This window comes from Aureimonas sp. AU20, assembly GCF_001442755.1.
GTDB lineage: Bacteria > Pseudomonadota > Alphaproteobacteria > Rhizobiales > Rhizobiaceae > Aureimonas.
On sequence record NZ_CP006367.1, the window covers coordinates 1830800 to 1852136 of the forward strand.

The window sequence follows — 21337 nt, forward strand, 5'->3', positions numbered from 1 at the left end:
GATGCTTTGACGCGCGGCTGCAGAACCGTATAGAGCGCCCCAAATGTTCCGATTTCTTATGGCTCGTTTCGGCATTCTCGTGCCGACCTTCGTGGGCGTCGCTCTCGTCGCCTTTTCCTTCATCCGGCTTCTGCCGGGCGATCCCGTCACGCTCATGGCGGGCGAGCGCGGCATCACGCCCGAGCGCCACGCGCAGCTGACGGCGGCTCTCGGCTACGACCAGCCGCTGCCGATCCAGTTCATGGACTATGTCGTTCGGCTCCTGCACGGAGACTTCGGCACCTCGCTCGTCACCCGGCGTCCCGTGCTCACCGAGTTCCTGACGCTGTTTCCGGCCACCGTCGAACTGTCGCTCGTCGCGATCCTGCTCGCCGTCCTGATCGGCGTTCCCGCCGGCGTCTTCGCCGCGGTGAAGCGCGGCTCGTGGATCGACCAGAGCATCATGGGCACGGCGCTGGTCGGCTATTCCATGCCGATCTTCTGGTGGGGCCTGCTCCTCATCATCTTCTTTTCGGGAACACTCGGCTGGACGCCCGTTTCGGGCCGCATCTCGCTGATGTACTTCTTCCCGCAAGTGACCGGCTTCATGCTGGTGGACAGTCTTCTGTCCGGCCAGAAAGGCGCCTTCGCCTCGGCCTTCAGCCATCTCATCCTGCCGAGCATCGTGCTGGCGACGATCCCGCTGGCCGTCATCGCGCGCCAGACCCGCTCGGCCATGCTGGAAGTCTTGAGCGAGGACTATGTCCGCACCGCGCGCGCCAAGGGCCTGAAGCCGAACCGCGTCATCGGCATCCACGCTCTGCGCAACGCGCTGATCCCGGTCATCACCACGATCGGCCTTCAGATCGGCGTCATGATGGCGGGCGCGATCCTGACGGAGACGATCTTCTCCTGGCCCGGCATCGGCAAATGGATGGTCGATAGCGTGTTCCGGCGCGACTATCCCGTGGTGCAGGGCGGCCTGCTCCTGATCGCGCTGGTCGTGATGGTCGTCAATCTCGCGGTCGATCTCCTCTACGGCCTCATCAACCCCCGCGTCCGCGCGCGATAAGGAGAGGCTCGGATGTCTCATATCGAAGCCCAACAGGCCGAAGCGGGTGTCGGGTCCAACATGCCGGACCATGCGCCGCCTTCGAGCGGTCGCCGGCAGATGCTGCGCGAGTTCTGGTATTATTTCTCGGTCAATCGCGGCGCGGTGGCGGGTCTCGTCGTCTTCGCCTTGATCGTTCTTCTCGCCATTCTGGCCCCGCTGATCGCGCCCTACGACCCGACGGCGCAGAACCGCGCGGCGCTGCTCGTGCCCCCGGTCTGGCAGCAGGGCGGACAGGCGGCCTTCCTGCTCGGCACCGACGCGGTCGGCCGCGACGTGCTCTCGCGCCTTCTCTTCGGCGCGCAATATTCGCTCTTCATCGGCGTGGTCGTGGTGATCCTCGCCGTGTCGACCGGCGTCGTGGTCGGCCTCGTCGCCGGTTATTTCCGGGGCTGGGTCGACACGGTCATCATGCGCGTCATGGACGTGATCCTGGCCTTCCCGTCGCTGCTTCTCGCTCTCGTGCTCGTCGCGATCCTCGGACCCGGCCTCACCAACGCGATGATCGCCATCGCCCTCGTGCTCCAGCCGCATTTCGTGCGCCTGACGCGCGCCTCGGTCATGGCTGAGAAGGAGCGGGAATATGTCGTGGCGGCGCGGGTGGTCGGCGCCGGCCCGCTGAGGCTCATGTTCAAGACGATCCTGCCCAACTGCCTGGGTCCGCTGATCGTGCAGGCGACGCTGTCCTTCTCCAGCGCCATTCTGGATGCGGCGGCGCTCGGCTTCCTCGGGCTCGGTGCCCAGCCTCCGACGCCGGAATGGGGCACGATGCTGGCCGAAGCGCGCGAGTTCGTCCTGCGCGCATGGTGGGTGGTGACCCTGCCGGGTCTTGCCATCCTCGTCACGGTTCTCGCCATCAATCTCGTCGGCGACGGTCTGCGCGATGCGCTCGACCCCAAGATGCGCCGGAGCTGAGCCCATGTCGCTTCTCGAAATCCGAAATCTCACCGTCAGCTTCGACACCGCCAGCGGGCCGTTCAAGGCCGTGGACGGGATCGACATCCATGTCGAGAAGGGCGAAGTGCTCGCCATCGTCGGCGAGTCCGGCTCCGGCAAGTCGGTCGGCATGTTGGCGACCATGGGCCTCCTGCCCAAGACGGCGACCGTTACGGCGGACCGCATGCAGTTCGACGGGCGCGACATGCGCACGCTTTCGAGCCGCGAGCGGCGCCAACTCATCGGCCGCGACATCTCGATGATCTTCCAGGAGCCGATGGCGAGCCTCAACCCGTGCTTCACGGTCGGCTTCCAGCTGACCGAGACGCTGCGCTTTCATCTCGGCCTCGGCCGGTCGGAGCGCCGGAAGCGGGCGATCGAGCTTCTGGAAGCGGTCGGCATTCCCGATCCTGTCTCGCGTCTGTCGGCCTATCCGCACCAGATGTCGGGCGGCCAGTGCCAGCGCGTGATGATCGCCATGGCCATCGCCTGCAACCCCAAGCTTCTGATCGCGGACGAGCCGACCACGGCGTTGGACGTGACGATCCAGAAGCAGATCCTCGATCTGCTCGTCGGTCTCCAGCGGGAGCACGGCATGGGTCTCATCATGATCACCCACGACATGGGCGTCGTCGCCGAAACGGCGCACCGCGTCGTCGTGCAGTACAAGGGCCGCAAGATGGAAGAGGCCGACGTGCTCTCCTTGTTCGAGGCGCCGAAACACCCCTATACGCGCGCGCTGCTCTCGGCCCTGCCGGAAAACGCGACGGGCGACCGCTTGCCGACCGTGGGCGATGTCATGGCACTGGAGGGAATGCGATGAGCGCGGTTCTCGAAGCGCGCGGCCTCAAGCGCGACTATCACGTGGCGCGCGGGCTCTTCGCCCCGGCCAAGACCGTTCACGCCGTGAAGGGCGTCAGCTTCTCGGTGGATCGCGGCCAGACGCTGGCGATCGTCGGCGAATCGGGCTGCGGCAAGTCCACCCTGGCGCGGATGCTGACCCTGATCGACGCGCCGACCGCCGGCTCGCTGCAGATCGACGGTCAGCCGATGGATGTCGCCAAGGGCGTGACGGCCGAGATGCGCCGCAAGGTGCAGATCGTCTTCCAGAATCCCTACGGTTCGCTCAATCCGCGCCAGAAGATCGGCGACGTCTTAACCGAGCCGCTGTTGCTCAACACCAAGATGTCGGCGGCCCAGCGCCGCGAGAAGGCCATGGCCATGCTGGTCAAGGTCGGCCTCGGCCCCGAGCACTTCAACCGCTACCCTCACATGTTCTCCGGCGGCCAGCGCCAGCGCATTGCCATCGCGCGCGCGCTGATGCTGAACCCCAGCCTTCTCGTTCTGGACGAGCCGGTCTCGGCTCTCGACCTTTCGGTGCAGGCGCAGATCCTGAACCTTCTGGCTGATCTGCAGGACGAGCTTGGCCTCACTTACGTCTTCATCAGCCACGACCTGTCGGTGGTGCGCTACATCGCCGACAAGGTGATGGTGATGTATTACGGCGAGGTGGTGGAATACGGAACGCGCGACGAGGTCTTCGCCGCGCCGAGCCACGAGTACACGCGCAAGCTCTTCGCCTCGACGCCGCGCGCCGACATCGAAAGCATCCGCGCCCGCATGGCGGCACGCGCCGCCTCCGCCGCCTGACATTCGAGGCCGCCGCCCCAACGGGCGGCGGCTCTTTCACACGGGCAGGGCGGTGGTGCTCTTGATCTCCTCCATCACCGCATAGGTGTGGGTTTCCCGAATGCCGGGAAGCTCCAGCAGCGCCTTGGCGAGGAAGGCGCGATAGGCCGCCATGTCCTTCACCCGCGCCTTCAGGAGATAGTCGAAGCCGCCCGCCACCATGTGGCATTCCATGATGTCGGCATTGGCCTTGGCGGCGCGGCCGAACTCGGTGAACACGTCCTCGCTCGTTCGGTCCAGCTTCACCTCGACGAACACCACTAGGCCGCGATCCAGCTTGTCGGGCGACAGCCGGGCGTGATGGCCGAGAATGAACCCGTCCTCGGTCAGCCGCTTGACGCGCGCCGCCACCGCCGTCGCCGAGAGGTGGACGTGCGCCGCCAGATCCACCGTGGAAAGGCGCGCATCGGTTTGGAGCGCGCGGAGGATATTTCGGTCCTTCTCGTCCAGCGCCATGTTTTCCATCGTCTAATGCCCCGATCGCTTCGAATCTCTCAGTATTGGAGGCTATAAACGACGGGAAAGAAAGCCGGTGATTTGATAGTGTCCGCCGCGATCATCCCCGCCGACGGAGCCCCGGTTTTCATGAGCCTCGCGCCCTTTTCCGCCCCCTATTCCCCGAGCGACCGCGATGCCGTCGCCGCCCTCCTGAAGGCCTGTGAGACCTTCCCGGTAGACGACGCCGCAGTGAAGGCGCGGGCGCGCCGCTATATCGAGAGCATTCGCTCGCGCACCGGCGGCATCGGCGCGGTGGAAGACTTCATGCGCGAGTTCGGCCTGTCCACCCGCGAGGGCTTGGCACTCATGGTGCTGGCCGAAGCGCTGCTGCGCGTGCCCGACACCGAGACGCAGGATCGGCTGATCGAGGACAAGATCGGCGCGGGCGACTGGGCCAATCGCGAGCCGATCGTCGACCAGAAGATGATGGCGGCCTCCGCCTGGGCGCTCGGCCTCTCGGCCCGCATCATCCGCCCGCACGAAACTCCGTCGGGCATCGTCCAGTCGCTGGTCAAGCGCGTCGGCGCCCCGGCGGTTCGTACCGCGACGCGCCAGGCCATGCGCTTCCTCGGCCGGCAGTTCGTTCTGGGCGAGACGATCGAGGACGCGCTGGAGCGCGCGCGCGGCTTCGAGAAGAAGGGCTATCGCTATTCCTACGACATGCTCGGCGAGGGCGCGCGGACCCAGCGCGACGCCGAGCGCTACTTCAAATCCTATGCCGATGCGATCGAGGCGATCGGCCGGCGCGCCGGCAATAAGGCGCTGCCCGATCGCCCCGGCATCTCGGTCAAGCTTTCGGCGTTGCATCCGCGCTATCACCCGACGCACCGCGAGACCGTGATGCGCGAGCTCGTACCGCTCGTGGTTGATCTCGCCAATCGCGCCCGGTCCTACGACCTGAACTTCACGATCGACGCGGAGGAGGCCGAGCGGCTGGAACTCTCGGTCGACGTGATCGAGGCCGTGGTCGAGAAGGTCCAGTTCGACGGCTGGATCGGCTTCGGTCTTGCGATCCAAGCCTATGGTAAGCGTGTGCTGCCGCTGATCCGGCATCTCGACGCCGTGGCGGAGAAGGCCGGAATCCGCATGATGGTGCGCCTCGTGAAGGGCGCTTATTGGGATTCGGAGATCAAGCAGTCGCAGGAAAAGGGGCTTGCGGGCTTTCCCGTCCATACGGTTAAGCCCGCGACCGACCTGTCCTATCTCGCCAGCGCCAACGAGCTTCTGCAGCGTCGGGCTCGCCTTTATCCGCAGTTCGCCACGCACAACGCGCTGACCGTCGCCAACATTCTGGAAATGGCAGGGCCGGACCGTTCGGGCTTCGAGTTCCAGCGTCTGCATGGCATGGGCGAGTCGCTCTACGAGGCGCTGCGCGAGGATACGAAGGGCGAGATTTCCTGCCGCATCTACGCGCCGGTCGGCGGCTATAGCGATCTTCTGGCCTATCTCGTGCGCCGCCTTCTGGAGAACGGCGCCAATTCCTCCTTCGTCGCCAAAGTCGGCGACGTGAAGGTGCCGGTGGACGAACTCCTGACCCACCCCGCCGACATGCTGCGGAACGGGCGTGTGAGCCATGGCGGCGTCGTCCTGCCGAACGATCTGTTCGGCGCGCGCCGAAATTCCAAGGGCACCGAGTTTGGCGACCGCTGGGCGCTGGCGGCCCTCGTCAAGGCGCGCGACTGCGCCAAGCTCGCCGGTCTCGCGGCCGATCCCGCCGGCGGACTGGAGACGCGCGAGCCCGCCGACATCCGTTCGCCGGTGGACGGCGCGGCCATCGGCACGAGCCGTTTCCTCACCGCCAAGGGCGCGACCGCCCTGGTGGAGCGCGCGAAGGCTGCCGTGCGCGCGGCCGAGGCCGTGCCCGCGACGACGCGCGCCGCACAGCTTCGCCGTGCCGCCGATCTTTTGGAAGCGCGGGAAGGGGAGTTCCTGGCCCTTCTCACCCGCGAGGCCGGCAAGACGCTGGACGACGGCATTGCCGAAATTCGCGAGGCCGTGGATTTCTGCCGCTTCTACGCCGCCGAGGCCGAGCGGCTTCTGGCCCAGCCCGTCGCCCTGCCGGGGCCGACCGGTGAGGAGAACCGGCTGATCTACCGCTCGCGCGGCGTCGCCGTCTGTATCTCGCCCTGGAACTTCCCGCTGGCGATCTTCCTCGGGCAGGTCGCGGCGGCGCTGGCCGGCGGCAATGTGGTGATCGCCAAGCCCGCCGAGCAGACGCCGCTCATCGCCAAGCGCGCGGTCGATCTCTTGCACGAGGCTGGTTTCGGCAAGGACATCGTGCATCTGGCGCCGGGCGACGGCGAGGCCGGCGCGGCGCTGGTGGCCCATCCCGCGACGGCGCTCGTCGCCTTCACCGGCTCCACCGAGACGGCCTTCGCCATCAACCGGGCGCTTGCCGCCCGCAACGCGCCGATCGCGCCGCTGATCGCCGAGACCGGCGGCATGAACGCCATGATCGTCGACGCGACCGCTCTGCCCGAGCAGGTGGCGGACGATGTCGTGCGCTCCGCCTTCCGATCCGCCGGCCAGCGCTGCTCCGCGCTGCGGCTTCTCTTCGTGCAAGCCGATGTCGCGGACCGGATGCTGGCGATGATCGAGGGCGCGGCGGCGGAGCTGCATGTCGGCGATCCCGCCGATCTCGAAACCGATGTCGGCCCGGTGATCGACGGCGCGCAGAGGGACATGCTGACCGCCCATGTCGCGGAGATGCGAGCGAGGCAGAATGTTCGCTTCGAGGGCAAGTTGCCCGCCGGGCTTGCCGCAAGCGGCCATTGGTTCGCGCCGACCATCGTGGAGCTCGACCGGGCGGAGTCGCTGACCCAAGAGGTGTTCGGCCCGATCCTGCATGTCGTGCGCTGGAAGGCGGGCGAGCTGGAGAAGGTCTGCGACGCCGTGGACACGACCGGCTTCGGCCTGACGCTTGGCGTTCATTCGCGCATCGACGAGACGATCCGCTTCGTCAAGGAGCGGCTGACGGTCGGAAATGTTTACGTCAATCGCAACATGATCGGCGCCATCGTCGGCTCGCAGCCCTTCGGCGGCTCGGGCCTGTCGGGCACCGGCCCGAAAGCGGGTGGGCCGAACTATCTCGCGCGCTTCGTGCGCGAGCAGGTCGTCTCCACCAACACGGCGGCGGCCGGCGGCAATGCCAGCCTGATCGCGTCCGGCGGCGATTGAACTCCCGGGGATAGTATCCTCCCCAGCTTGCGCCCGGCGCCGCCCTTCGTATGGTGGCGCCGGCCCTTCTGAGCGGGGCCGTGCCAGCATGGAGCCTATTCTCGTGGCCGAGCCTCTGTCCGACATCGCCATCGCCCGCGCCGCCCACAAGAAGCCGATCGCCGAGATCGCGGCGCGGCTCGCCATTCCCGCCGAGGCGATCATTCCCTACGGCCGCGACAAGGCCAAGCTCGACGGCGACTTTCTCAAGACCTTGGGCGATCGTCCGGACGGCAAGCTCATTCTCGTCACCGCGATCAACCCGACGCCGGCCGGCGAGGGCAAGACCACGACGACCGTCGGCCTCGGCGACGGGCTGAACCGCATCGGCAAGCGCGCCGCGATCTGCCTGCGCGAGCCCTCGCTCGGCCCCTGCTTCGGGCAGAAGGGCGGAGCGGCGGGCGGCGGGTATGCGCAAGTCATCCCGATGGAGGACATCAACCTCCATTTCACCGGCGATTTCCACGCCATCACCACGGCGCACAACCTGCTCGCCGCCATGGTCGACAATCATCTCCACTGGGGCAACGCGCTAGGGCTCGACCCGCGCCGCATCGTCTGGCGCCGCGTGCTGGACATGAACGACCGGGCGCTGCGCGACATGGTGCAGTCGCTGGGCGGCCCGGCCAACGGCCTGCCGCGCGAATCGGGCTTCGACATCACCGTCGCCTCCGAGATCATGGCCATCGTCTGCCTCGCGGCCGATGTCGACGATCTGCAGGAGCGGCTCGGGCGGATCGTCGTGGGCTACCGCCCCGACAAGTCGCGCGTCACGGCGCGGGATCTTCAGGCCGATGGCGCCATGGCGGCGCTGCTCAAGGACGCGATGCTGCCCAATCTCGTGCAGACGGTGGAGAACAATCCCGCCTTCGTCCATGGCGGGCCCTTCGCCAACATCGCCCATGGCTGCAACTCGGTCGTGGCGACGCGCGCCGCGCTGAAGCTCGCCGACTATGTCGTGACGGAGGCCGGCTTCGGGGCCGATCTCGGCGCCGAGAAGTTCTTCGACATCAAATGCCGGCAGGCGGGCCTGAAGCCGGCCGCAACCGTGATCGTCGCCACCGTGCGGGCGCTGAAAATGAATGGCGGCGTCGCCAAGGCAGACCTCTCGGCCGAGAATGTCGAGGCCGTGCGGCGCGGCGCGGTCAACCTAAAGCGCCATGTCGGCAACTGCATTTCCTTCGGCGTGCCGGCGATCGTCGCGATCAACCATTTCGGCACGGACACGGAGGCCGAGATCGAGGCAGTTCGCGTGGCCGCCGCTGAGGCAGGCGTCGAGGCCGTGCTCTGCCGCCATTGGGCGCAAGGTTCGGCCGGCGCGGAGGAGCTGGCGGAGAAGGTGGCGCTGCTGGCCGATTCCGGCCGCGCGCGTTTCAAGCCGATCTACACCGACGAGACCAGCCTTCTCGGCAAGATCGAAACCGTGGTGAAGGACATCTATCACGGCGCGGCGGTGACGGCCGAGCCGGCGGTGCTTCGCATGCTGGAAAGCTTCGAGGCGGATGGCTATGGCCGGTTGCCCGTCTGCATGGCGAAGACGCAGTATTCCTTCTCTACCGACCCCGCGCTGCTCGGCGCGCCGAGCGACCACATCGTCCATGTCCGCGAGGTGCGTCTGGCCGCCGGCGCAGGCTTCGTCGTCGCGATCTGCGGCGACATCCTCACCATGCCCGGCCTGCCCCGCCACCCCGCTGCCGAGCGCATCTTTCTCGACCGGGAAGGGCGCGTGGAGGGGCTGTTCTAGGGCGGCGCGAGCCGAAAGATGAATTCGGTTTCATGACACTCTTGTAACTGGTGGACGGTTTGTCGCAGGTGCAACCTGTCCACCGGCGCAACCCTCGATGCCTCCGACCGCCGGGTTCGATACGATCCGGCCCTCGTGCCGCCTGGGACTCTCGTGCGCGCCGAACGAGATCAAGGAGCTGAGATCATGTCCCCCAAACTATCCGCCGCCCTCGTGCTGGCCACCTCCGTCCTCGGCGCCTCGGGCGCCATGGCGGCAACCCAGACGACCCACCATCCGCTCCATCGCGCTGTCCATCCGGTGGTGGAGCGCACGCCGACGCAGGCGACCCGACCCGTGCAGGTCATGTCGGAAAAGCCGGTTGCCAATCCCAGCCTCAACGACGTCTTCTCCGCCTCCGACGGCGCGCTCTATTCGCCGATGGTCAACGATCCGCGCACGCACGGACTGCCCAATCTCTGACAGTGGGCCAAGGGGGCGCTCCCGTTGGCGGGGCGCTCCCGTATTGCGCCGGGCGATGTTCTGCCGCGCGGACGTTGCAAGTTCGGGCTATGGGGTTGGGGCCGGCCGGCAGGGCCGGCATGTCGTCAACGCGAAGGATGCCCCATGGCCGAGGACCTCATCTTCTACACCAACCCGATGTCGCGCGGCCGCATGGTCCGCTGGATGCTGGAGGAGGTCGGCGCTTCCTATGAGACGCGCCTCCTCGGCTACGGCGGCGACATGAAGTCGGCGGATTATCTCGCCATCAACCCGATGGGCAAGGTGCCCGCCATCGTGCATGGCGAGGCCGTGGTGACCGAAGTCGCGGCGATCTGCTGCTATCTCGCCGACACGTTTCCCGAAGTCGCCCTCGTGCCGCAGCGCGGTCGGGCGCGCGCTGCCTATTACCGCTGGATGTTCTTCGCCGCCGGCCCGCTGGAAGCCGCGGTCGTCAACCGCGCGCTCGGCGTCGCGGTGTCGGACGAGCAGACCCGCATGGTCGGCTATGGCCGCTACGAGACGGTGATGGACGCGCTGGAATACGCCGTGTCGAATGGCGGCGACTACATCGCCGGCGATCGCTTCTCCGCCGCCGACGTCTATGTCGGCAGCCACGTCCTTTGGGGGCTGCGCTTTGGCTCGATCGACAAGCGGCCGGCCTTCGAGGCCTATGCCGCGCGCCTTACCGAGCGCCCCGCCTACGCCCGCGCCGGCCAGATCGACGACGCGCTTCTGGCGGCGGCCAAGGCTTGAGGCTTCGGGCGAAGCCGCGCAATTGCGAAGCACTGGCAAATAAGGGTTTGAGCCGATTTTCCGTTGCGATCGGCCGGGCTCTGAGCTAGGTCTTTGCTCATGACGAACGCGCTCAACATCGGCAAGTGGTGGCAGACCCGCTCCTAGGCGGCTTGCGAACACGTGCGTCTGTTCGAAAACAAAGGCCGCCCCGGGACCCCCGGCGGCCTTTTTGCTTGAAAAAGGGCCGCGAGGGCCGGTGCTTCTAACAAGGAGTGGAGTCATGACCCTCGAAACCGCCGCCGACGGCGCGTTCCGATACGAGACCGAAGGCGGGGTGACGGTGACGCGACGTCGCCGCGACGTCGATTACGCCGGGGCCATCGAGCCCTATGTCGACCGGCTCGACAACAGCCGGGGCGCGGTCTTCTCCTCCAATTACGAGTATCCCGGCCGCTACACGCGCTGGGACACGGCGATCATCGATCCGCCGCTGGCGCTGACCTCGTCCGGCCGAAACGTGCGCATCGAGGCGCTCAACCCGCGCGGGCGCGTGATCCTCGGCTTCGTCGCCGAGGCCCTGAAGGGTCACGAGGACATTGCCGAGACGACCCCCGGCGAAGATCGGCTCGACCTCGTGGTGGCGCTGCCCTCGCGCGCCTTTACCGAGGAAGAGCGCTCGCGCATGCCCACGGTCTTCTCCGTGCTGCGTGCCATTACCGCGCTGTTCAAGTCGGATGCCGACAGCGATCTCGGCCTCTACGGCGCCTTCGGCTACGACCTGGCCTTCCAGTTCGACCCGGTGAAGGAAACGCTGGCGCGTGGCGATAGCAGGCGCGATCTCGTTCTCTATCTGCCGGACGAAATCCTGATGGTGGATCATTATTCCGCCCGGGCCTATGTCGAGGCCTACGAGTTCGAGAAGGACGGGCACTCCACCGAAGGGCTCGAAGGCGGCGGCGCGCCTGCGCCCTTCCTGCCGGCCAACCACACGCCCGAGCGGGGCGATCACAAGCCGGGCGAATACGCCTCGCTCGTGCGCCGTGCCAAGGACAAGTTCATGCGCGGCGACCTGTTCGAGGTCGTGCCGGGCCAGACCTTCTACGAGCGTGTGGACAGTCGCCCCTCCGCCATTTCGCGGCGGTTGAAGGCGATCAATCCCTCGCCCTATTCCTTCTTCATCAATCTCGGCGGCAACGAATTCCTGATCGGCGCGAGCCCGGAAATGTTCGTGCGTGTGTCGGGGCGCCGGGTCGAGACCTGCCCGATCTCCGGCACGATCCGGCGCGGCGAGGACGCGATCTCGGATTCCGAGCAGATCCTGAAGCTCTTGAATTCCAAGAAGGACGAGTCGGAGCTGACCATGTGCTCCGACGTCGATCGCAACGACAAGAGCCGCGTCTGCGAGCCTGGCTCGGTGCGTGTCATCGGCCGGCGTCAGATCGAGATGTACTCGCGCCTGATCCACACTGTGGACCATATCGAGGGTCGTCTGCGTGAGGGCATGGACGCGATGGATGCTTTCATGAGCCATGCCTGGGCGGTGACGGTGACGGGCGCGCCCAAGCTCTGGGCCATGCGCTTCATCGAGGAGAACGAGAAGAGCGCCCGTGCCTGGTACGGCGGAGCAGTCGGCATGCTGCATTTCAACGGCGACATGAACACTGGCCTGACGCTGCGCACCATTCGCCTCAACGGCGGCATCGCGGAGGTGCGGGCCGGCGCGACGCTTCTCTACGATTCCAACCCGGAGGAGGAGGAGGCCGAGACCGAGCTCAAGGCCTCGGCGCTGATCTCCGCCATTCGCGAGGCCGGCACGCCGCAGGCCGCCGGGATCACGGGAGAACGCCCGAAGGTCGGGGAGGGTGTTCGCATTCTCCTGGTGGATCACGAGGACAGTTTCGTCCACACGCTCGCCAATTACTTCCGCCAGACCGGCGCCGAGGTGACGACGGTGCGCACGCCCGTGCCGGAGGAAATCTTCGACCGCGTCGCGCCCGATCTCGTGGTTCTCTCGCCCGGACCCGGCAAGCCCGACGATTTCGACTGCCGAGGCACGATCGCGCTCGCCCGCAAGCGGAACGCGCCGATCTTCGGTGTCTGTCTCGGGCTGCAGGCGCTGACGGAAAGCTATGGCGGCACGCTGCGCACGCTGCATGTGCCCGTTCACGGCAAGCCCTCGCGCATTCGCGTGTCCTCGCCGGGCACGATCTTCGCCGGGCTGCCGTCGGAGGTGACGGTCGGGCGCTACCATTCGATCTTCGCCGATCCCGTGCGCCTGCCGCGCGAGTTCGAGGTGACGGCCGAAACCGAGGACGGCGTCGTCATGGCCTTCGAACACAAGCACGAGCCGGTCGCGGCTGTGCAGTTCCACCCCGAAAGCATCATGAGCCTCGGAGGAGATGCCGGCATGAAGATGATCGAGAACGTCGTGGCCAAGCTGCCCCGGCGCAACCGCGGCCCGGCGGCTTGACGCGATGAACGCGGCGGCTGTCACCATGAGCGACGACGACAGCGGTCGTCTGGTCAAGCGCACCGCGACGATCACCGTCGCGATCGCCTGCCTCGTGCTCGGGATCAAATATCTCGCCTATCTCGTGACGGGCTCCGTCGCGCTGTTCTCGGACGCGCTGGAATCGATCGTCAACGTCGTGGCCGGCCTCATTGCCCTTTGGGCGGTGACGGTCTCCTACAAGCCGGCCGATGCCGACCACCCGTTCGGCCACACCAAGGCGGAGTATTTCTCCGCCGTGGTAGAGGGCGTGCTGATCGTTCTCGCCGCGCTTCTGATTCTGCGCGAGGCCTGGGGCGCGTATGTCGAGCCCCGCGCCATCGAGGCGCCGCTGCTTGGCATCGGCATCAATGGCGTCGCGACGGTGATCAACGCCTTCTGGGCCTCGGTTCTGATCCGCAAGGGGCGGGAGCATCGCTCGCCAGCGCTCGATGCCGATGGTCGTCACATCATGGCCGATGTCGTGACTTCGGTCGGCGTGCTGGCCGGTCTTCTCGTCGCGCAGGCCACCGGCTGGCTCTTCCTCGATCCGCTGCTGGCCGCGTTGGTCGCGCTGAACATCCTGCGCGAAGGCTGGAAGGTCGTCGCCGCATCGCTTTCGGGTCTAATGGACCAGGCGTTGGACGGACCTGACGACACGCGCGTGCGCGATATCATCTCGACCAACGGAATCGGCGCGCTGGAGGTCCACGACGTGCGAACGCGCATCGCAGGCCGGGCGATCTTCATCGAATTCCACATGGTGGTGCCCAGCGCGATGAGCGTCGGCGACGCGCATGTCATCTGCGACCGGATCGAAGACGCACTCCAGGGCGAATTCGCGAACGCCCGCGTTCTCATTCATGTCGAACCTGAGGCGGAGGCCAAGCAGGTCGGAGTGCCCGTCATTTAGGCGTCACAAAGCGCAAAAAAGCCTAAAGCTTTGAAGGGGCAGCGACATTCGCTGCCCCTTCTTTTTGCGGTTGCGAAGCAATTTGCCGGGGATTGGTGCAGTGCGATTGGAAGGTCAATAGCAAGCGCAACTTACTTTTGGAACGGACTGTTCGCAATCCGCTACTCGTAGCCGCGACAGGAACCGCCTACATCAGGGTCATCGAACGACGCGGAAATAAAGCGACTGACTTGGAAATACAAAAGTCAGCCCCGCCAGTCGTTGAAACCTTTATGGGGAATAAAGTTATGAAAATCTTCACGTTTGCCTCCGCTGCCGTGCTTTCTCTTGTTGCGTTTTCGAGCGCTTCTTCGGCCGCCGGCCTGGTCCCGGGCTCCGATTTCTACGAGGAAGTTCAGGCCGACCACGCCACTAACTCGGTGATCGTCGGTCAGGCCGCCGCTCGCGGCGCGACTGTTTCCACGGTCGAGACCCGTTCCTTCGGTTATCCCGCCGGCGTCAGCGCCAACGAGGGCATCATCCCCGGCTCGCGCGCTTCGACGCACGCCGACGAGGCCCGCGATCTGAACGCAGTGTCGAAGGGCGTCTACAACAACGGCGCGACCCCGGCTTCCGCCGTCTCGCGGATCCTGGTCCCGGGTTCGGACAGCTTCTAATCCGACCATCGGGCCAACCAGCCCCGCCAAAGCCCGGCTTTCGAGCCGGGCTTTTTGCGTTTGGGAACGGGATGCGCCTTGGGATGTGTCTTGCTTTTCCCCGCTGGAGGCGTCACACATCTGCGCATGAGCGGAATCGAATCCCCCTTCGCCTTCAAGGGCGCCAGCGCGGCCATCGCCGCCAAGGGATTCTCGCGTCTTCTTCCGGGCCTTCTCGCGCTTACTGGCGATCGTCGGGCCCGTTAACGAAGGGGCGCCCGGCGGTCGAGCCGGCGCCCAGCGCCCACCGTCTCTTCGGCTTTACATCCTCCTGAAACTTTGAAAGACGGCTCTGCGTGCCTTCCGGCCGCCCGTCTTTGCCGAACGAGCAAGGTGATCCCGATGTCCGTTTCTTCTCCCGTCATGGCGAAGGCCGCAACCAAGTACCAACCCTATCCCGCCGTCGATCTGCCGGATCGGCAGTGGCCGACGCGTCGCATCGAGAAGGCGCCGATCTGGTGCTCGGTGGACCTGCGCGACGGCAACCAGGCCCTGGTCGATCCAATGGGCCACGACCGCAAGTCGCGCATGTTCGTGCTTCTGAAGGCGATGCGCTTCAAGGAGATCGAGATCGGCTTCCCCTCGGCCTCGCAGACCGATTTCGACTTCGTGCGCTGGTGCGTGGAAGAGGGGGGCGTGGCCGACGACGTGTCCTTGCAGGTTCTCGTCCAATGCCGGCCCGAGCTGATCTCGCGCACCTTTGAGAGCCTGGAGGGCGCACGCCGCCCGATCGTCCATTTCTATAATTCCACCAGCGAGTTGCAGCGCCGCGTCGTGTTCGGCAAGGACCGCGCCGGCATCCGCCAGATCGCGGTGGACGCGGCCAAGATGATCACCGACATGGCGGCCAAGGCCGGGGGCGACTTCCGCTTCGAATATTCGCCTGAAAGCTTCACCGGCACCGAGTTGGATTTCGCGTTGGAAATCTGCAACGCCGTCGCCGAGGTGGTGAAGCCGACCGCCGAGAACCAGTTGATCCTCAATCTGCCGGCGACCGTCGAAATGTCGACGCCCAACATCCATGCCGACCAGATCGAGTGGATGAGCCGCAATCTCGACAATCGCGACACGATCCTCCTGTCCTTGCATCCGCACAACGACCGGGGCACGGCCGTCGCCGCCACCGAAATGGGCCTGCTCGCCGGTGCCGACCGCGTCGAGGGCACTTTGTTCGGCAACGGCGAGCGCACCGGCAATGTCGATCTCGTTACCCTGGCGCTGAACATGTTCACGCAAGGGGTGGACCCGGAACTCGACGTCTCCGACATCAACCGGATCAAGGACGTCTACGAGTACTGCAACCAGCTGACGATTCCCGAGCGGCATCCTTATGTCGGCGAACTCGTCTACACCGCCTTCTCCGGCTCGCATCAGGACGCGATCAACAAGGGCATGAAGGCCCATAAGGTCGCCAATACGCCGATCTGGGAAGTGCCCTATCTGCCGATCGATCCGCAGGATGTCGGTCGCTCCTACGAGGCGATCATCCGCATCAACTCGCAGTCAGGCAAGGGCGGCATCGCCTATGTCCTGCAGGCCGACTACGGCTTGAACCTGCCGCGCAACCTGCAGATTGAGTTCCGTGAGGACATTCAGCGGATCACCGACGAGGAAGGGCGCGAGCTGCCGGTCAAGCGCATCTACGACCGCTTCATCGAGCGCTACGTCGACCAGCCCGGCATGCGCCTGCGCTATGTCGATCACTTCACGCGGGTGGAGGGTGACCGCACGAGCCGTGTGGTGGAGGCGACCATCCTCGACGGCGGCAAGGAGATCCGCATCGAAGGTCGGGGTACGGGCGCCATCGATGGGTTCATCGATGCGTTGAACCGCCATCTCGGCGTTGATCTCAGCGTCGCGGACTATTCCGAACATTCGCTGCAGCGCGGCTCGAACGCGAGCGCGATCGCCTATATGGAGATCGAGCACGAAAACGGCCGGGTCTTCGGCGCCGGGATCGACCAGAACGCCACGACCGCCTCGCTGAAGGCGATCGTATCGGCCGCCAATCGCGTCCTCGCGCTCTGATGCCTGCGGGCCGGGCCTGCCTTCCGGCGGGCCCGGCTCGGGACAGGTTTCGCGAAAGCCTGCTCGGCTAGGGGTGGTGGGTCGTGTGAGGCGGACCATGAAGGTCCGTCGCCCGATCAGTCGAGGTGGCAAGATGGCCGAGGCCAAATCCGCTGTGGCGGTGACGAACGGAACGAAGCGACTGGCCGACGCCGTGCGCGCCGCCAAGATCGCCGCCGCTCAGCGCACCGACATCGTGGTGGACATTCGCGAGGCCGATCGCGCTCGTCTGGAAATGTTCGTGGACGAACTCCAGCCCATCGTCGACGCCGTGCCGAGCGACGACGACCTGTTCGACTTCACCTTGAGCAGCGGCAACCAGCCGCGTTTCTGGATCGACGCGACGGCCCATGTGATGATGGGGCGGGACCGGCGCACTTATCGCTTCGTGCGCGAAACCCGCCTTGGCCGGCTGACCCTCGCCGAATCCCCCGAGCTGCGCTTCATCGTCGATCGAGTGACGGACTATATCGCCGAGCGGATCGTGGAGCGGGACAAGGCGCTCGCCGCCTTCGACGGGCTGGGCACGCGCCTCGCGCAGGCCGAGCGCCCGCAGCCGACGCTGACCGCGCCGGTCAGCATTTCCTCCGACGATCCGCTGCGACTGCCGGCCCGCCCGCCGTCCACGGATTTCGTGATCGCCCTGTCCTGGCTGATGATCGGTATCGTGGTGGGCGTCGGCCTTCTCATGGCCATCGCCGCATCGCGCGGCTCGCCGCTTTTCTAAAATTCGACCCTCACGGCCTGATCCGAGGCCGTGGGCATCGACCCGTCAGGCCCGCAACCGCGTCGCCACAAGCGCGATGCCTCCAACCGTCAAGCCCCAGAATGGGGCGCTGATGCCGAAGAAGGCGGTGCCCGACGCCGTCACCAGGAAGCAGAGGATGGCGGCTTCGCGATCTCGTGCTTCCGCGATCGTTCCCGTTAGCGCGCCGGTGAAGGCGCCGACCAGCGCCAGCCCCGCCATGGCCTGGATCAGGACGGGCGCCTGTGCGGCGAAGGCCGTGGCCCAGCCTGCCGCCAGTCCGAAGACGATATAGGCGAGCCCCGAGACGATGCCGGCCCACCAGCGCCGGGCGCGATCCGGCCCGGCTTCGTCGCCCGCGCAGATTGCCGCCGTGATCGCCGCCAGATTGACCGCATGGCCGCCGAAAGGCGCGCAGAACAGGCTGAAGATGCCTGTCGCGGTGAAGAGCGGGCCGGGCTCGGGCGCGTATCCGTTGACCTTCAGCACCGCGAGCCCCGGAATGTTTTGCGAGGCCATGGTGATGAGGAAGAGCGGCAGACCGAGCCCCACGATGGCCGAGAGCGACCAATGGGGTATGACGAGGATCGGATCGGGCACGATCGGCGCCCCGCCGCTCGGCCCAGCATGAAGGAGATAGATCAGAAGAAACGTGGCGACTGCCGCCGATGGCACGGCAAGGACACGGTTCCACCGCCCGACCAGGAACCACACGGCGACGATGGCGAGACCCTCCAGCGGCGCCGCGGCGACGGCCTTCACGGGCGCGAGGCAGAGGGGCAGGAGGATGCCGGCCAGCATGGCGTTGGCGAGCGAAAGGGGAATGGCCGCAATGGTCCGGCCGATCGGCTTCACCAGACCCGCCAGGATTACCAGCGTCGCCGCGAACAAAAAGGCGCCGACCGCCGAGGTGAAACCGCCCTCCGGCAGCCCGGCGCCGGCCAGAAGCGCCGCGCCCGGCGTCGACCAAGCAATGGAGATCGGCATGCGCGTTCGCAGCGACACCAGCAGCCCGCAGACGCCCATGCCGACCGACAGCGCCATGATGCCGGACGCCGCCTGCTCCGCCGTCGCGCCGACGCCGACCAGCCCTTGTAGCACGACGGAGAAGGAACTGGCGAAGCCCACGAAGGCGGCGAGAAGGCCGGCCGAAAGGGCGGCAAGAGGAGGCAGGCGCATATCAGGCTTTCGCGAGAGAGGCGGGCAGGGCGCCAGCGCGGCTTACGACCCTTCCGGCGCCCGCCGCAAGGTCATTGTCGCCGAGACGCTTTGACTCCCAGTTTCCCCGCCTCGTTCGGATGCGAAGCGACTTCGCCTCAATCCTCCGAGGTGCTTCAGCCCGACAGGTGGCCGGTTTCGTCCAGCGACGCCTCGCCGGCAGGTTTGGCGTCCTCGCGCGGATGCGCGTTCACCGCCGTGCCGTCGGAAAGGAGCTGGCGCTCGCGAATCCAGTCGATCCCCGATCCGTCGAGCTTCAGGCCGCGTTCGCGCTGCGTCAGCGACCAATGGCCGGGTCCGCCTTCGATCTCAAAGAGGTTGTAGCGCGAGGGCGGCTTGTCGCTTCCCGCGTTCTGGCTGGCCGACGGCACGCCGACCACCGGCACCTTCTCGCCGTCTGGGCCCGTCAGCCAGTAGATCGTGTCGAGATGCGTATGCCCATGCAGAACCAGTTCCGCGCCGGCATCGTGGATGACCTTGGAGAAGAACTGCTTGCCGATGAGGCGTTTCGACCAGGCGGCCGCGCCCGAAATCGGCGGATGGTGGATCATCACCACACGAAACAGACCGCGCGCCTTGGCCTCGGTGAGCAGTTTCGCGGTGCGCAGCGCCTGACCGCGCTTGAACGAGCCGGTGGCAAAGAATGGTGCCGTCGCCTCGGCGCTGGATGTGCCGATGATCGCGACGGGGCCGCGAACGCGCAGATAGGGGAAATGCTTGGCCTCTGCCCCGAGTCCATGGTCGCCCAGCATGTAGGGATGCCATTCGCGATAGGCGCGCTTGAGGGCGCCGGGCACATAGGCGTCGTGATTGCCGGGAACGACCGAAACGAAGTCCGGCTTTCCCAGATCCTCCAGCCAGAGGCGCGCGCCGATGATTTCCTGCTTGGAGGCGAGATTGACGAGGTCGCCCGTCACCGCGACATGGTCGGGCCGCTGCGCCTTCATGTCGGCGACGAGACGCAGAAGCGTGTCGCCGAACATCGCCCGTTTCCGGTTGCGCTGCCAATTGATATAGCCCGTGATCCGCTTCGACGCGAGTTCCCGGTAGGAAAGCTCGGGCAGGGGACCCAGGTGGATGTCGGAGAGATGGGCGAGTCGAAACATGGGTCTGGAAGTAGCCGCTCCGGCTGGAATGGAAAGGGGCTCCCCATGAAGGCGCTGGCGCAACGCCTGCTCGGCAGGGGGCTCCGCCGCTGGGCGCTTTTGTCCCGGCCGATGACGCTTGGCGTGCGGCTGCACGCGACCGACGAGGCGGGCCGGGTCTTTCTCGTGCGCCATGCCTACCGTGAGGGCTGGTATCTGCCCGGCGGCGCGGTGGACCCCGGCGAGTCCGCGCTGACGGCGGTGTGCCGCGAGGCGGAGGAGGAGGGCCATCTCGTCTGCGAGACCGCGCCCCGGCTCGTCGCCGCCTTCTATAACCGGCGCGAGGGCCGGGACCATGTTCTGCTCTATCGCTGCGACCGTGTCCGCCAGACCAGGCCGCGCTTGCCGGATCGCGAGATCGCCGAGACCGGCTTCTTCGCGCCGGACGCCCTGCCCGAAGGCACGACGCCCGCGACGCGCCGGCGCATTGAGGAGGACTTCCAGCTCGGCGTCCCTCGGCCGGAAGACTGGTAGGCTTCAGACCGCCGGCAATCGGCCTCGGTCGTGCGGCTGGTCGAGGTCCTGCTCCGGCCCGAGCGGCACGATGCCGGTCGGATTGATCGTCCCGTGGCTCTCGTAATAGTGATGCTTGATATGGTGGAAGTCGACCGTCTCGGCGACGCCCGGCCACTGGTAGAGTTCCAGCATGTATTGGAAGAGACTGGGGTAGTCCGCGATCCGGCGCTTGTTGCACTTGAAGTGGCCGACATAGACGGGGTCGAAGCGGATCAGCGTGGTGAAGAGGCGCCAGTCGGCTTCGGTGATGCGGGGGCCGGTCAGATAACGCTGGCGGCCGAGCCGCGCTTCCAACTCGTCCAGCGTGTCGAACAGCGCATGGAAGGCATCCTCATAGGCGTCCTGCGCGGTTGCGAAACCGCATTTATAGACGCCGTTGTTCACCTTGTCGTAGACGACGGAATTGATCGCCTCGATCTCGGGCATCAGATCCGCCGGGCAGACATCGACGCTGCGGTCGCCGAACGCGTCGAAGCTCGAATTGAACATGCGAAGGATTTCGGCCGACTCGTTGTTGACGATCGTGCCGTCCCGCTTGTCCCACAAAACCGGAACGGTGACGCGGCCGGTGTAATGCGGGTCGGCCTGGAGATAGACCTCATAGAGCCGCTTGGCGCCGTTCACGCTGTCGGGGATCGCGCCCTGGCGATCGGAGAAGACCCAGCCTTCTTCCGCCATGTGCCAGTCCACGACAGAGACGGAGATCACGTCCTCCAGCTTCTTGAGCTTGCGAAGGATCAGCGTGCGATGCGCCCAGGGGCAGGCGAGCGAGACATAGAGATGGTAGCGCCCGGCCTCGGCGGGAACGGCGTCCTGACCATCCGGCCCCGGCGCGCCATCGGGCGTGACCCAGCGTCGGAAGCTCGTCGTCGTGCGCTGGAAGCGCCCGCCCGTCGCCTTCGTGTCGTACCACTTGTCCTGCCACTGGCCGTCCACCAGAAGTCCCATCGTCTCGCTCCGTCTCGTTGCCGCCCGCTAGCATAAACGAAGGACGTGACGGGCGTTCCCCCCAAAAGGCGGCAACAGAGCGTCACGCCCGGCATGGGATGCGACGGAAAAAAGGGGAATGGATTTTCTCTTCGCGCGGTGCTAGGAAGCCCGGCCGAGCGACAGGGCTCGGCCACGAGGAATGGGTTCGATGCAATTGCGACGACGACGA

Annotated in this window: 18 protein-coding genes; 14 read left to right on the forward strand and 4 right to left on the reverse strand. The window is 66.3% G+C overall.

Annotation, left to right across the window (positions count from 1 at the left end):
- Positions 1-43 precede the first annotated feature (43 nt).
- Genes M673_RS08040 through M673_RS08055 form a run of 4 tightly spaced genes read left to right on the forward strand, consistent with a single transcriptional unit; the run spans position 44 to position 3676 of the window.
- On the forward strand, positions 44-1051 hold the full coding sequence (locus M673_RS08040) for an ABC transporter permease subunit (protein WP_061975165.1): 1008 nt from the start codon (positions 44-46) through the stop codon (positions 1049-1051).
- A 60-nt stretch (positions 1052-1111) separates the two neighbouring features.
- Positions 1112-2005, forward strand: coding sequence for an ABC transporter permease subunit (locus M673_RS08045; protein ID WP_061977729.1), 894 nt, complete (start codon positions 1112-1114; stop codon positions 2003-2005).
- Between the two features lie 4 nt (positions 2006-2009).
- Positions 2010-2849, forward strand: a complete 840-nt coding sequence (locus M673_RS08050; protein WP_082639234.1) for an ABC transporter ATP-binding protein — start codon at positions 2010-2012, stop codon at positions 2847-2849.
- Positions 2846-3676, forward strand: coding sequence for a dipeptide ABC transporter ATP-binding protein (locus tag M673_RS08055; RefSeq protein ID WP_061975168.1), 831 nt, complete (start codon positions 2846-2848; stop codon positions 3674-3676). Before M673_RS08050 ends, M673_RS08055 begins: the two co-directional genes overlap by 4 nt.
- Positions 3677-3712: 36 nt before the next feature.
- Here the strand turns inward: M673_RS08055 and M673_RS08060 are convergent, their stop codons facing one another.
- The gene (locus tag M673_RS08060; RefSeq protein WP_061975170.1) at positions 3713-4180 is read right to left on the reverse strand and encodes an Lrp/AsnC ligand binding domain-containing protein; all 468 of its coding nucleotides are present in this window, start codon (positions 4178-4180) and stop codon (positions 3713-3715) included.
- A gap of 120 nt (positions 4181-4300) precedes the next feature.
- On the opposite strand from M673_RS08060, the gene putA reads away from it, so the two are divergent.
- The 9 genes from putA (at position 4301) to M673_RS08105 (ending at position 17281) form a co-directional block, all read left to right on the forward strand.
- Positions 4301-7390, forward strand: coding sequence for a bifunctional proline dehydrogenase/L-glutamate gamma-semialdehyde dehydrogenase PutA (gene putA, locus M673_RS08065; protein WP_061977730.1), 3090 nt, complete (start codon positions 4301-4303; stop codon positions 7388-7390).
- Positions 7391-7478: 88 nt separating this feature from the next.
- A complete protein-coding gene (locus M673_RS08070) occupies positions 7479-9173 on the forward strand; it encodes a formate--tetrahydrofolate ligase (RefSeq protein WP_244493055.1) in 1695 nt (564 codons plus the stop codon).
- 186 nt (positions 9174-9359) lie between these two features.
- Positions 9360-9635 carry a hypothetical protein gene (locus M673_RS08075; protein WP_061975172.1) on the forward strand — a complete coding sequence of 92 codons (276 nt, stop codon included), beginning with the start codon at positions 9360-9362 and terminating at the stop codon, positions 9633-9635.
- Between the two features lie 144 nt (positions 9636-9779).
- Positions 9780-10409, forward strand: coding sequence for a glutathione S-transferase family protein (locus tag M673_RS08080; protein ID WP_061975174.1), 630 nt, complete (start codon positions 9780-9782; stop codon positions 10407-10409).
- Between the two features lie 262 nt (positions 10410-10671).
- Complete coding sequence (locus M673_RS08085) at positions 10672-12861, forward strand: anthranilate synthase (protein WP_061975176.1); 2190 nt, start codon at positions 10672-10674, stop codon at positions 12859-12861.
- 25 nt (positions 12862-12886) lie between these two features.
- On the forward strand, positions 12887-13792 hold the full coding sequence (locus M673_RS08090; RefSeq protein ID WP_187301313.1) for a cation diffusion facilitator family transporter: 906 nt from the start codon (positions 12887-12889) through the stop codon (positions 13790-13792).
- Between the two features lie 287 nt (positions 13793-14079).
- A complete protein-coding gene (locus M673_RS08095; RefSeq protein ID WP_061975180.1) occupies positions 14080-14448 on the forward strand; it encodes a hypothetical protein in 369 nt (122 codons plus the stop codon).
- A gap of 381 nt (positions 14449-14829) precedes the next feature.
- Positions 14830-16515: a 2-isopropylmalate synthase gene (leuA, locus tag M673_RS08100; RefSeq protein WP_061975182.1), complete on the forward strand. Its 1686-nt coding sequence runs from the start codon at positions 14830-14832 to the stop codon at positions 16513-16515.
- Between the two features lie 133 nt (positions 16516-16648).
- Complete coding sequence (locus tag M673_RS08105; protein WP_061975185.1) at positions 16649-17281, forward strand: hypothetical protein; 633 nt, start codon at positions 16649-16651, stop codon at positions 17279-17281.
- 45 nt (positions 17282-17326) lie between these two features.
- On the opposite strand, the gene M673_RS08110 is transcribed toward M673_RS08105, so the two are convergent.
- Entirely contained in the window at positions 17327-18478 is a 1152-nt protein-coding gene (locus M673_RS08110) for a benzoate/H(+) symporter BenE family transporter (RefSeq protein ID WP_061975187.1), read from the reverse strand.
- Positions 18479-18633: 155 nt separating this feature from the next.
- Complete coding sequence (locus tag M673_RS08115) at positions 18634-19623, reverse strand: metallophosphoesterase family protein (protein WP_061975189.1); 990 nt, start codon at positions 19621-19623, stop codon at positions 18634-18636.
- A gap of 45 nt (positions 19624-19668) precedes the next feature.
- Between M673_RS08115 and M673_RS08120 the strand changes: the two genes are divergently transcribed.
- Positions 19669-20136 carry an NUDIX domain-containing protein gene (locus M673_RS08120; RefSeq protein WP_061975191.1) on the forward strand — a complete coding sequence of 156 codons (468 nt, stop codon included), beginning with the start codon at positions 19669-19671 and terminating at the stop codon, positions 20134-20136.
- Between the two features lie 3 nt (positions 20137-20139).
- Here the strand turns inward: M673_RS08120 and M673_RS08125 are convergent, their stop codons facing one another.
- The gene (locus tag M673_RS08125; protein ID WP_061975193.1) at positions 20140-21126 is read right to left on the reverse strand and encodes a glutathione S-transferase family protein; all 987 of its coding nucleotides are present in this window, start codon (positions 21124-21126) and stop codon (positions 20140-20142) included.
- Positions 21127-21337 lie beyond the last annotated feature (211 nt).